Raw genomic sequence first — 13,230 nt, forward strand, 5'->3', positions numbered from 1 at the left:
ATTAGTGTTTGTCAGATGCAGGCAATGGCAGCGAGATGCGAAAACAAACTTCCTGCGCGTTGTCATCCACCAGTTGGATCTCTCCCTGCATTCGACGAATACAATCTCTGGCGATACTCAGCCCTAACCCACTGCCTTTTACCGCCCCTTTTCGCTGGTGGCTTCCCTGGAAAAAAGGCTCAAAAATCATTTCTCTTTCGGTTTGCGGAATCGGTTCGCCGCTATTAACCACATCGATATAAACCGTGGAGCCCTGAGAGCGACTACGGATACAAATGTTACCGGATTCAGCGCCATAGTGCACCGCGTTGGAATAGAGATTATCCAGCACGCTCATCAGCAACATGGGCTCTGCTATGCAGCGTTCGGCCTCCAGGTCGACATCGGTATGCATCATTTTAGCGCGGGCAGGCAAACTGTGGGCGGAAACCACCATATCCACAAGCGGCGCGATATCGACCGCTTCCAGCTCTGTGGCACTGTCTACCAGTTTCCGGTTGTAATCAAGCAATTGCTCAATCAATTTTTGTAAATTACGACTGCTGTCATCCAGAATATCGACCACCTCTTTTTGCTCCGGCGTCAGCGGCCCAACCACCTGATCGGCCAGCAGCTCTGTCCCCTCGCGCATACTGGCCAGCGGAGTTTTCAGCTCATGGGACAAGTGACGTAGAAACTGATGGCGTTGGGATTCCAGCCACGCCAGACGCTCACTCAGCCAGATAATGCGCTGCCCCACCGATCGTAATTCACGCGGACCGGTAAAGGTGACGGTATTCCCCAAAGAACGGCCTTCGCCCAGGCGATTAATCATCCGTTCAATTCCTTTCACCGGCCCGATAATCATGCGGGTAAAAAGTAGCACCATCGCCAGACTCACCAGAAATAGCACCAGCGCCTGCCAGCCGAAAAATTGTCCGCGCTCGGCGATTTCTTGTTGTAACTGCTGCCCGCGCGAGTAAACCACAGTACGCGTCGCCTGCACCATTTCCGTATTAGCGTTGGCAAAGGCCTCCAGACGCGCGGCCGCTGCCGCTTCCGGGCCGCTATCTTTACACTGCAATTGCGCCAGCGCGTTTAAATCCTGGCGTAACGCCTGATACAACTTATCATCCGGCAATACGCCGGCATGGGCATCCAGCATATCGCTATAGCGCTTACGCTGGCTTTGATACACTTTTGCCAGCGTCGGATCGTCAAGCACGCAATACTGTCGGTAGCTTCGCTCCATCTCCAGCGCGACGTTGGTCATCGCCTCGCTGCGCCGGGCGTCAATAAGCGTGCTGCGGTTAGTCACCGCAGCCTGATCGCTTAACGCGTTAAGGCTTTGCCACGCCTGCCAGGCCAGAACCAGCAACGGCAGCAGGATCAGCAAAAAGGCCAGCATGACCAATTGTCGTAAAGAACGGGGGAAAACAGACCAGCGCTTCAACGTGTCGCTCACATAAAAGAAGAATAAAAAAGATGCTAACCGAGGGAAGCGCCAGATACAACAAAGCCGGGCTAAACCCGGCTTTGTTATGGAATAAGGCGGTGCCTAACTCGACGTTTCGCCCGGAGGTTGATAAAGCTACGCTATTATCAGAAGTTGGACGGCAGGCACCTTGTTGTGCGTCATTCGAAGTTTATGTAGCGCGTCCCTAAGGGGCTGACATAAGAAGGTGAATGAGCCACTGGTTATCATTATGCAGTAATTGTGCCAACATTCAAAAGACTTTGTTAACACAATGATAGATATGAAAAATATCGTTATTCATGCTAAAAATGGCTCTGTCTGTTTTTTGCCCTTTCTGTCGCCAATCAGCAACACCTGCAACACCTAAAAATAAAACAATTTAAAATCAAATAGTTAAATGTCTCTTTTTGGCGACAACCTATCCCCCACTCATGTCGGGATTTCCCGACACTTTAATCTTGCGGCATAAGCACTAGTTTATTGCCGGATGGCGGCGTAAACGCCTTATCCGGCCTACCGCTTGACGTTCAAGACGGTAGCTACAACCACGCTTCCCCGTGGGCCTGATAAGCGCCGTCTACAAAAAAGCCCCTCGTGAAGAGGGGCTTAATGGCTATCGGGCTAATTAACCAAGCTGCTTACGCGCATTACGGAAGATACGCATCCACGGGCTATCCTCGCCCCAGTTTTCCGGGTGCCAGGAGTTGGCGACGGTGCGGAATACGCGCTCCGGATGCGGCATCATAATCGTCACCCGACCATTTTCGGTCGTCACCGCCGTGATGCCGTTCGGCGAACCGTTCGGGTTAGCCGGATAGGTTTCGGTCACCTTACCAAAGTTATCAACGTAGCGCAGGGCGACCAGGCCTTTGCTCTCAAGCGCGGCAAGATGCGCATCGTCACGCACCTCAACGCGCCCTTCCCCATGGGAAACCGCAATCGGCATCTGTGAGCCTACCATTCCTTGCAGCAGCAGCGATGGGCTTTGCGTCACTTCCACCAGGCTGAAGCGGGCTTCGAAGCGGTCAGAATGGTTACGTACAAACCGCGGCCACAGTTCGCTGCCCGGGATCAGCTCGCGCAGATTCGACATCATCTGGCAACCGTTGCACACGCCCAGCGCCAGTGTCTGCGGACGATGGAAGAAGGTTTCGAATTCGTCGCGCACCCGATGGTTAAACAGAATGGATTTCGCCCAGCCTTCGCCCGCCCCCAGCACGTCGCCGTAGGAAAAGCCGCCGCAAGCCACCAGCGCATGGAAGTTGCCCAGACCGATACGACCGCCCAGCAGGTCGCTCATATGGACGTCAATCGCGTCAAAGCCCGCACGATGGAACGCCGCCGCCATCTCCACGTGAGAGTTCACCCCCTGCTCGCGCAGTACAGCGACTTTCGGTCGTGCGCCTGTCGCAATGTACGGCGCGGCGATATCTTCATTAATATCAAACGACAGCTTCACGTTGAGGCCCGGATCGGCATCATTCGCTTTCGCCTCATGTTCCTGATCAGCACATTGCGGATTGTCGCGCAGACGCTGCATCTGCCAGGTGGTTTCCGCCCACCAGACACGCAGCGTAGTGCGGCTTTCGCTGAATACCGTCTGGTCATTAGCGGTAATCACAAAGCGATCGCCAGCCAGGGCCTGACCAAGGTAGTGGACGCAGTCAGCAAGACCGTACTGCGCCAACAGCGCTTCGACCGCGTCTCTGTCTTCAGCGCGTACCTGAATCACGCCGCCCAGCTCCTCGTTGAACAGTGCGGCCAGATGGTCATCGCCCAGCGCGGCGATATCGACCTGCACGCCGCAGTGGCCGGCAAAGGCCATCTCGGCCAGCGTCACCAGCAGACCGCCGTCGGAACGGTCGTGCCAGGCCAGTAATTTACGCGCAGCGACCAGCGCCTGCATGGCGTCATAGAAGCCTTTCAGTTGCGCGACGTCACGCACGTCCGCGGGTTTGTCGCCAAGCTGACGATAGACCTGCGCCAGCGCCGTTGCGCCCAGCGCGTTGTGGCCCTTGCCAAGATCGATCAGCAACAAGGCGTTATCTTCCGTTGACAGCTGCGGCGTAAGGGTGTGACGCACGTCTTCCACGCGGGCAAACGCGGAAATCACCAGCGACAGCGGCGAGGTCATTTCGCGCTGTTCGTTGCCTTCCTGCCAGCGGGTTTTCATCGACATCGAATCTTTGCCCACCGGAATCGTCAGGCCAAGCTGCGGACAGAGTTCCTCTCCCACCGCTTTAACCGCGTCATATAAACCGGCATCTTCGCCAGGATGACCGGCTGCCGCCATCCAGTTAGCGGAAAGCTTAATGCGCTTGATATCGCCAATCTGCGTCGCGGCAATGTTAGTCAACGCTTCACCGACGGCCAGACGGGCGGAGGCGGCAAAGTCCAGCAGCGCCACCGGCGCGCGCTCGCCAATCGACATCGCTTCGCCGTAGTAGCTGTCGAGGCTGGCGGTAGTGACCGCGCAGTCAGCCACCGGGACCTGCCACGGGCCAACCATCTGGTCACGCGCCACCATACCGGTGACGGTACGGTCGCCAATAGTGACAAGGAAGGTTTTTTCCGCCACGGTCGGCAGATGCAGAACACGATTTACCGCGTCGGCAATCGTGATATCCGCGCGGTTCAGCGCATCGCCTTTCGCCTTCAATGTTTGCACATCGCGGGTCATTTTCGGCGTTTTGCCCAGCAGGACATCCAGCGGCAGGTCGATCGGCTGATTGTCGAAATGGTTATCATGCAACGAAAGATGCTGTTCTTCGGTAGCGTCGCCAATGACCGCATACGGCGCGCGTTCGCGCTTACACAGTTCATCGAACAGCGGCAACTGGTCAGCCGCGACCGCCAGCACATAGCGCTCCTGGGATTCGTTACACCAGATTTCCAGCGGGCTCATGCCCGGCTCGTCGCTAAGAATGTCGCGCAGTTCGAATTTCCCGCCGCGCCCGCCGTCGCTTACCAGCTCCGGCATCGCATTGGAGAGACCGCCCGCGCCCACATCATGGATAAACAGGATTGGGTTGGCGTCGCCCAACTGCCAGCAGCGGTCGATCACCTCCTGGCAACGACGCTCCATTTCCGGGTTATCGCGCTGAACAGAGGCAAAATCGAGATCCGCATCAGACTGGCCGGAAGCCATTGACGATGCCGCGCCGCCGCCGAGGCCGATATTCATCGCCGGGCCGCCAAGGACGATCAGCTTCGCGCCGACGACGATCTCGCCTTTCTGCACGTGATCGGCGCGGATATTACCGATCCCGCCCGCCAGCATGATCGGCTTATGATAGCCGCGCAGCTCTTCGCCATTGTGGCTGTTCACTTTCTCTTCATAAGTACGGAAGTAGCCGGTCAGCGCCGGGCGACCAAATTCGTTGTTAAACGCCGCGCCGCCCAGCGGACCTTCGGTCATGATATCCAGCGCGGTGACAATACGTTCCGGCTTGCCAAAATCCTCTTCCCACGGCTGTTCAAAGCCCGGAATACGCAGGTTGGAAACGGAGAAGCCCACCAGCCCGGCTTTTGGTTTCGCGCCACGCCCGGTGGCGCCTTCATCACGAATTTCGCCGCCGGAACCGGTCGCCGCCCCCGGCCACGGAGAGATGGCGGTTGGGTGGTTATGCGTTTCGACCTTCATCAGAATGTGCGCGGGCTCCTGATGAAAATCGTAACGGCCGGTATTGTGGTCGGCGAAGTAGCGCCCCACCGCAGATCCTTCCATCACCGCGGCATTGTCTTTATAGGCAGAGAGCACATAGTCCGGCGTGGTTTCGAAGGTGTTTTTAATCATTTTAAACAGCGACTTCGGCTGCGGTTTACCGTCGATAATCCAGTCGGCGTTAAAAATCTTGTGGCGGCAGTGCTCGGAGTTCGCCTGGGCGAACATGTACAGTTCAATATCGTTCGGGTTGCGCCCCAGTTTGGTAAACGCCTCCTGCAAATAGTCGATTTCATCTTCCGCCAGCGCCAGACCGAGACGCAGGTTGGCGTCAATTAACGCCTGACGGCCTTCTCCCAGCAGATCGACACTGGAAACCGGCGCAGGCTGATGGTGGATAAACAGTTTTTCCGCATCGGTTAAAGAAGGGAACACCGTCTCCATCATACGGTCGTGCAGCTCTGCGGCCACTTGTCGCCACTGTTCCGCCGTCAACGTCGAAGCCTCGATATAGTACGCTACGCCGCGCTCCAGCCGATCAACCTGTTGCAGGCCGCAGTTGTGGGCGATATCCGTTGCTTTTGAAGACCAGGGGGAGATGGTACCAGGACGCGGTGTGACCAACAGGAGTTTACCCGCCGGCGTATGGCTGCTAAGCGCCGGGCCGTATTGCAGCAGACGGGTAAGCTGCGCCTGCTCGCTATCATTTAACGGGGCGTTCAGGTCAGCAAAATGGACATACTCAGCGTATAAATTGTGGACCTGGAGGTTGGCAGCCTGAAAGCGCGCCAGCAGTTTATTGATACGGAATGCAGACAGTGCAGGCGAACCACGCAGAATTTCCATCATAAGTCTCTCGTCTTCTAAGCTTCGGTGTGCGCAAGGGGGGAAACGGCCGTCATTATAAAGAATCTGACGCGCCGACGAAACCGTTTGCGTAGAAATAAAATCACCGCTTTTTCTTGTCATACGGTGCGGCTATCGTTGCGAATAAGTTGCCAACTGGCGCATTGTTACGCAAAATGCCGCTCATTAATGACTTATCTATTGCAGCAAAACATCTTTTTCAGCCCGAGGCAACGCACGATCCAGAGAATTAACTAATTGAAAAAATTAAAGATTAATTATCTGTTCATCGGCATATTGACGCTGCTGCTGGCAGCAGCCCTTTGGCCCTCAATCCCCTGGTTCGGTAAAACCGAAAACCATATCGCCGCGATTCAAGCCCGGGGGGTACTGCGCGTCAGTACGATCGACTCGCCATTAACCTATTCCGTTATCAACGGTAAAAAATATGGTCTGGACTATGAACTGGCGCAGCAGTTCGCCAACTATCTCGGCGTGAAGCTGAAAGTGACGGTGCGCCAGAATATCAGCCAGTTGTTTGACGATCTCGATAACGGCAATGCCGACCTGCTCGCGGCAGGGCTGGTCTACGACAGCGCGCGCGTTAAAAACTATCAGCCTGGTCCCATGTATTATTCGGTTTCGCAACAGCTCGTCTACCGGGTCGGACAATATCGCCCACGTTCGCTGGCGACCGTTAACGAGAATCAGCTTACCATTGCGCCAGGGCACGTCGTGGTCAATGACTTACAGCGTTTAAAAGAGACAAAGTTTCCCGACCTGAGCTGGAAAGTGGATGATAAAAAAGGCTCGACGACGCTGCTGGAAGAGGTCATCAGCGGCAAACTGGATTACACCATTGCCGATTCAGTGGCGATCAGTCTGTTTCAGCGCGTTCATCCCGAGCTGGCCGTGGCGCTGGATGTCACGGATGAACAGCCCGTGACCTGGTTTAGCCGACTGGACGACGATAATACGCTCTCCGCCGCGCTGCTCGATTTTTTCAATTCGATCAATGAAGACGGGTCGTTGGCGCGGATCGAAGAGAAATATCTGGGACATGGCGATGATTTCGACTACGTTGATACCCGCTCTTTCCTGCGAGCGGTAGATAACGTCCTGCCGGAGCTGGAACCGTTATTTAAAAAATATGCCAAAGAGATAGACTGGCGCCTGCTGGCGGCGATTTCTTATCAAGAATCACACTGGGACCCGCTGGCGACCTCGCCAACCGGCGTGCGCGGCCTGATGATGCTGACTAAAAATACCGCCCAAAGTCTGGGGCTGACCGACCGTACCGATGCGGAGCAAAGCATCAGCGGCGGCGCTCGCTATCTTGAAGATATGATGGCTAAAGTTCCCGAAACCGTTCCGGAAGACGAGCGTATCTGGTTTGCCTTAGCTGCCTACAATATGGGTTATGCGCACATGCTCGATGCCAGATCGCTGACGGTAAAAACCAAAGGCAATCCGGATAGCTGGACCGATGTGAAGCAGCGTTTGCCTCTGTTAAGCCAAAAACCGTATTACAGTAAGCTAACCTACGGTTACGCGCGTGGACATGAGGCTTATGCTTATGTGGAAAATATCCGTAAATACCAGATAAGTTTGGTGGGGTATTTGCAGGAAAAAGAAAAGCAGGAAGCGGAAGCTATGAAACTGGCGCAGGATTACCCGGCGGTGTCGCCGGAGGAGCTGAATAAAGCCCCCTTCCCCTTCCTGTCGTTTTTATCGCAGTCATCAGGCTACCTGACGCATTCGCCGTCTTTACTGTTTACGCCGCAGAAGAAAGAAGAAAAATAGCGCGATGGTCTTATCGGATGGCGACGCGCAACGTCTTATCCGGCATTGCGCTATACTGCCGGCCCCGCGCCTTCCGCACGGTCGGCTTTCTTCAGAGCTTTAATTTCCTGACGACGCATACGGAAAAAATCACTGAGCAGCGTCGCACATTCATCGCGCAGCACCCCTTCAATAATCTCGACCCGGTGATTCATTCCCGGATGGTGCAGCACGTCAATTAGCGATCCGGCCGCGCCGGTTTTTGCATCGCGCGCGCCAAAGACAACGCGTCCAATGCGGCTATGCACCATAGCGCCTGCGCACATCACACAGGGTTCCAGCGTGACATACAGCGTGGTATCCAGTAACCGATAATTCTGCAATACCAGACCGCCCTGACGCAGCGCCATTATTTCAGCGTGCGCAGTAGGATCGTGGCGGCCAATGGGTCGGTTCCAGCCTTCGCCAATGACGCGATGGTTATGCACCAATACCGCGCCAACCGGAACCTCGCGTTCGTCCCAGGCGCGTTTCGCCAGCGTCAGCGCGTGGCGCATCCAGTATTCGTGATCTAATTCGACATCAGACAAAGAGGTAACTCCGGTAATGAAAGCGGGCGGCATTATACACAGACGCTATGCGTTTCACTATTCGAGCTGCTGCAACTCGCCGTGCGGCGTCACCCGCCAGCGATGCTGGCAAAAATAAAGCAGCGGGTTATCCTGTTTGCTGTCGCTGTAGCCGCTATAAAGACGCAGCGGCGTACCGATTTTACGTTCCAGTTGCGCGACTTTTTCATGGCCCAGACAGCGCACGGTTAATACCCAGCCGCCATACCGCCGCGCCATCTGGCTGGCGATGAGGTTAACGCGCGGCAGCCACGGCGTATCAAAATAGACTTGCTCTACCAATGATTGCGGAGAACCGGTAATAAGCCAGATATCCGCGTCAGAGCTCAATAGATAGGTGGTCAGACGCTCCTGTACTACCGGAAACGCCGTGACGTTAGCGCGAAACCAACGGACAAAATCCGCCTGATGCGCCTGCAAACGCGTTTCGCTATGGCCAAAAGTACAGCCCCACAATAACAGACTCATCGGCCAGCGGGCCGCACGCCCTTTTACCAGTAAACCGATACCGATAATGGGCAACAGCGGCAGTACGAGCAGCGCATTTAGCGGCTGACGGCGCAGCAAATAACGCAGAAAACTGCCGAACATATCCTGTTGATGTAACGTTCCATCCAAATCAAAAAAGACGACACGACGCTCGTGGCTGACCAAACCTTACTCCTCTGGATCATTGAACCCCAGCAGCCAGGTAAAAATAAACCCGGCAATTACCGCTATTAAATAGCCTAACAGATAGAACAGGACTTTTCCGGCAACAATTGTTAATGCCAGCGGCAAACCGGAAATACCAAAGGTAATTACCGTCGCCACTTTCCAGTAGCTGATCAACGCCCCGCCTACCGCGCCGCCGAGGCAAGCGCCAATAAATGGCTTACCCAATGGCAGCGTGACGCCAAAAATCAGCGGCTCGCCAATCCCCAGCAGTCCGACCGGAAGCGCGCCTTTAATCACCTTTTTGAGCCGCGCATTGCGGGTTTTCATCAGTACGGCAATGGCCGCGCCTATCTGACCAACGCCCGCCATCGCCAGGATGGGAAACAGCGCGTTATAGCCGTGCGCTTGCACCAGCTCCACATGAATAGGCACCAGCCCCTGATGCAGCCCGGTCAGTACCAACGGCAGGAAGGTTCCGGCTAACACCGCGCCCACCAGAAAACCGCCGCGATCGATAGCCCAGGACGCGCCGTGAGCGATAGCGTCTGAAATCCAGCCGCCAAGCGGTTGCAGAGCGACAATCGCTACCGCGCCGGTGATAACAGTCGTCAATAAAGGGTTAAGAATTAACTCCAGCGACCCCGGCAGCAGCTTACGGAACTGGCGCTCAATCCAGCACATTAACGCCACCACCAGCAGGACGGCGATAACGCCGCCCCGTCCCGGCTGAAGCACCTCGCCAAAGAGCGTAATCTGCGCCAGTTGCGGGCTGGAAAGGATCCCCGCCATCACGCCGCCTAACGCCTGCGATCCGCCAAAGACTTTCGCGGTATTGACGCCAACAAGAATGTTCATGATAGCGAATACCGCGCTACCAAATATCCCCATCAGGCCCAGCAGGTTAGGATAGTGGACGGCAACATCGCCGACGATATCCGGACGTTTAAGAATGTTGATAATGCCGGTAATCAAGCCGGATGCGATAAAGGCGGGGATAAGCGGTATAAAAACATTCGCCAGCTTACGCAACGCATCGCTCATCGGCGCTTTATACTTCGCTTTCGCCTCGGATTTGGTACGCGCCATAGCATCGTCCGGCTTTACACCACCTGCGGCAATCTGCACGCGCATCGCATCAACCACCTGCGCAGCCTTCCCCGGCCCAACGATCAGCTGATGTTGCTCCCCTTGCTTTACGTATCCACTGACGCCAGGCAACGCTTTTAAGCGCGGAATATCCAGTTGGCTGTCGTCCTGTACCTCCACCCTGACTCGCGTCATACAGTTTTCCAGGCGCAGAATATTTTGCTCTCCGCCGATACCACGTAAAATGTCGCTGGCGAGCGCTGCCGTCTTATCCATACACACCTCTTTAGTGTTCTAACGCCGCCCTTAAAAAGCCCTGATGAGCGGCGAGTTTTTCCCTGGCGGCTGCAGCATCCAGCCCCGTAAGCGCCATCAAAATGGCGGGCTTAACCTCAAAATCGGTCTGTTTCAGCAACGCTTCTGCTTCTTCACGACCTATCCCGGTCGCTTCAACGACCATCCGACACGCGCGATCGACCAGTTTGACGTTGGTGGCTTTCATATCCACCATCAGGTTTTGATAGACCTTGCCGAATTTCACCATCGCGCCGGTAGAAATCATATTGAGCACCATTTTCTGCGCGGTGCCGGATTTCAGCCGCGTGGAGCCGGTAAGCGCTTCCGGCCCGACAACGGGCGAAATAGCGATATTAGCCTCCCGCGCAATAGGCGAATCTGGATTACAGGAGACGGCAACAGTGGTACAACCGGACTGTCGCGCATAGCGCAGGCCGCCAATCACATAGGGTGTACGACCCGACGCCGCGAGCCCCACGACCAGATCCTGTTCTTGCAGATTTAGTGCGACAAGATCGTCTTCGCCTGCCTGTTGGCTGTCTTCCGCGCCTTCGACCGCTTTCAACAACGCGCCCGGCCCGCCGGCAATCAGCCCGACGACCAGACCGTGCGGAACGCCAAACGTCGGGGGGCATTCTGAGGCATCCAGTACGCCAAGCCGACCACTGGTGCCCGCGCCCATATAGATGATACGTCCGCCAGACTTCAGCGCCGCCGCCGCGGCATCAACCGCACGCGCAACGTCAGGCAGAGTGGCTTTTACTGCTTCCGCTACCAGCGTATCCTGTTCATTAAAACGCTTAACTAATTCAGGAGTAGGCAACGCATCCAGATCCATCGTTTGCGGGTTACGGGTTTCAGACACTAAGGTACCAAGATTCATTTTTGTCCCTCTGGAATTTTTAATTCATAATAAGCGTCCATGATGGAATAGAATATTCCCCCAGGCGAGTGAAATTTCGTTTTGTCGTCGCCATCACGTTTCGCAGGAGCTGCTCATGAACTGTTTGATTCGTATTCGCCAGCGTTATCCGGATCTCGCGCAAAGCGACAGGAAACTGGCGGATTATCTGCTCGCGCAACCGGATACGGCGCGGCATCTGAGCTCGCAGCAACTGGCGGCCGAAGCGGGCGTCAGCCAATCCAGCGTAGTCAAGTTCGCGCAAAAACTGGGGTTTAAAGGGTTTCCGGCATTGAAACTGGCTATCAGCGAAGCGTTGGCCAGCAATCCTAATCCGCATTCCGTTCCCGTTCATAACCAGATTCGCGGCGACGATCCGATGCGCCTGGTCGGGGAAAAATTAATTAAAGAGAATGTGGCGGCAATGCACGCCACGCTGGACGTTAACAGTGAAGAAAAGCTGTTAGAAAGCGTCACGATGCTGCGCCACGCCCGACGTATTGTGATCACCGGGATTGGCGCCTCTGGGCTGGTGGCGCAAAATTTTGCCTGGAAGCTACTGAAGATTGGCATTAACGCGGTGGTTGAGCGCGATATGCACGCCCTGCTGGCGACGGTGCAGGCGCTGGCGCCGGAGGATCTGCTGCTGGCGATCTCTTATTCCGGGGAGCGGCGCGAGCTGAACCTGGCGGCGGACGAAACATTACGCGCAGGCGCGAAGATCCTGGCCATTACCGGTTTTTCTCCCAACGCCTTGCAGCAGCGCGCCACCCGCTGTCTGTATACGATTGCTGAAGAGCAGGCGACGCGCAGCGCCGCTATCTCCTCAACACATGCGCAAATGATGTTGACCGACTTACTGTTTATGGCGCTGGTACAACAGGATTTAGAGCGGGCGCCGGAGCGTATTCGCCATAGCGAGGCGCTGGTAAAAAAACTGGTTTGAAAATGGCTCTTCCGCCTCATGCAGAAGAGCCATCAAGTTTATTGCGCTTCTTTAGCGTGAATCAATTGCGTCAGGAGTGTGTTAACCGGTACAGCAATATTGTTCTGAGCGCCGATTCGCGCAATCGCACCATTTAAATAATCGATTTCAGTTAGTCGGCCTTTATGTAAATCCTGATGCATAGAAGGATAGTGGTGGCCGCTCTCACGCGGATCGAACACTTTCTTCACCGTATTCATCACCATTTGCTCAGTCAACGGAATATTCTGGCTGGCAGCAACTAACACAAACTCATCAACTACCGCTTGCGCTAAATCTAAAGCACCAGGCCGCTGACCAAATCCGCCGACATTACAATCCAGTAGCGCGCAATAGGTGTTCATTACGCTATTAAAGGCTGCTTTCTTCCAGATCGATAATAATACGTCAGGGCTTATTTCAGCATTCAATCCAGCGCTATTAAGGGTGGCAATGACCTTAGCCTCTTGAGCCGAATCCTGGCTGGCTATCGGCTGCAGTTCAATCGTTCCGGTACCGGTGGCCATAATATGCCCAGCCCCCTCCAGTTCGCTGGACCATAACGTCACACCCGCATAGATTTTCTGCCGATCGACATATTTCTCCAGGGTTTCGATATTTCCCAGGCCGTTAGATAAAATCATCACGACCTTCGCGGCTGGCAGCAGCGGCTTAATACGCTGTAACATGCTATCCAACTGCATGGCTTTGGTAAACAGAATAACCAGCTCAAACTCCCCCTGGGATTCATCAGCCAACATAGCAGGGATGGGGTAATACTTCTGAGTCGTTTCCGTTTCGACAAACAACCCCTTGCTACGAATAGCGTCGACATGCTCCTGCCAACCATCGATAAGCGTCACGTCGTGCCCGGCCTCCAGCAGCATATAGCCAAAACGACATCCCATAGCGCCTGCACCTGCGATTGCAATTTTCATTTTTATTTCC

The 13,230-nt window shown here is 55.1% G+C and carries 10 protein-coding genes; 3 read left to right on the top strand and 7 right to left on the bottom strand.

The window, feature by feature from the left end:
* Position 1: 1 nt before the first annotated feature.
* Positions 2 to 1,432 (bottom strand): two component system sensor histidine kinase QseE/GlrK, encoded by a 1,431-nt coding sequence (gene qseE, locus ACLJRS_RS21380; protein WP_001670672.1) that lies wholly within the window; start codon positions 1,430 to 1,432, stop codon positions 2 to 4.
* Between the two features lie 649 nt (positions 1,433 to 2,081).
* Positions 2,082 to 5,969 (bottom strand): phosphoribosylformylglycinamidine synthase, encoded by a 3,888-nt coding sequence (gene purL / locus ACLJRS_RS21385; protein ID WP_000970062.1) that lies wholly within the window; start codon positions 5,967 to 5,969, stop codon positions 2,082 to 2,084.
* Between the two features lie 24 nt (positions 5,970 to 5,993).
* On the opposite strand from purL, the gene ACLJRS_RS21390 reads away from it, so the two are divergent.
* The gene (locus ACLJRS_RS21390) at positions 5,994 to 6,224 is read left to right on the top strand and encodes a hypothetical protein (RefSeq protein ID WP_001667158.1); all 231 of its coding nucleotides are present in this window, start codon (positions 5,994 to 5,996) and stop codon (positions 6,222 to 6,224) included.
* Complete coding sequence (mltF, locus tag ACLJRS_RS21395) at positions 6,225 to 7,769, top strand: membrane-bound lytic murein transglycosylase MltF (protein WP_000734248.1); 1,545 nt, start codon at positions 6,225 to 6,227, stop codon at positions 7,767 to 7,769.
* A gap of 50 nt (positions 7,770 to 7,819) precedes the next feature.
* Here the strand turns inward: mltF and tadA are convergent, their stop codons facing one another.
* From tadA to murQ, 4 genes are read right to left on the bottom strand one after another with little or no spacing between them, the layout of a single operon-like run.
* A complete protein-coding gene (gene tadA, locus ACLJRS_RS21400) occupies positions 7,820 to 8,371 on the bottom strand; it encodes a tRNA adenosine(34) deaminase TadA (protein WP_001134566.1) in 552 nt (183 codons plus the stop codon).
* 24 nt (positions 8,372 to 8,395) lie between these two features.
* The gene (gene yfhb / locus ACLJRS_RS21405) at positions 8,396 to 9,031 is read right to left on the bottom strand and encodes a phosphatidylglycerophosphatase C (protein ID WP_000253558.1); all 636 of its coding nucleotides are present in this window, start codon (positions 9,029 to 9,031) and stop codon (positions 8,396 to 8,398) included.
* 3 nt (positions 9,032 to 9,034) lie between these two features.
* Entirely contained in the window at positions 9,035 to 10,396 is a 1,362-nt protein-coding gene (locus ACLJRS_RS21410) for a PTS transporter subunit EIIC (RefSeq protein ID WP_000361663.1), read from the bottom strand.
* Between the two features lie 10 nt (positions 10,397 to 10,406).
* A complete protein-coding gene (gene murQ / locus ACLJRS_RS21415) occupies positions 10,407 to 11,300 on the bottom strand; it encodes an N-acetylmuramic acid 6-phosphate etherase (protein WP_001048530.1) in 894 nt (297 codons plus the stop codon).
* Positions 11,301 to 11,415: 115 nt separating this feature from the next.
* Here murQ and ACLJRS_RS21420 point away from each other — a divergent pair, with 115 nt between their 5' ends.
* Entirely contained in the window at positions 11,416 to 12,264 is an 849-nt protein-coding gene (locus ACLJRS_RS21420; protein ID WP_000995694.1) for a MurR/RpiR family transcriptional regulator, read from the top strand.
* A gap of 38 nt (positions 12,265 to 12,302) precedes the next feature.
* Here the strand turns inward: ACLJRS_RS21420 and ACLJRS_RS21425 are convergent, their stop codons facing one another.
* On the bottom strand, positions 12,303 to 13,220 hold the full coding sequence (locus ACLJRS_RS21425; RefSeq protein ID WP_000684023.1) for an oxidoreductase: 918 nt from the start codon (positions 13,218 to 13,220) through the stop codon (positions 12,303 to 12,305).
* Positions 13,221 to 13,230 lie beyond the last annotated feature (10 nt).

Source organism: Salmonella sp. SAL00670, from assembly GCF_046552235.1.
Taxonomy (GTDB): Bacteria; Pseudomonadota; Gammaproteobacteria; order Enterobacterales; family Enterobacteriaceae; genus Salmonella; species Salmonella enterica.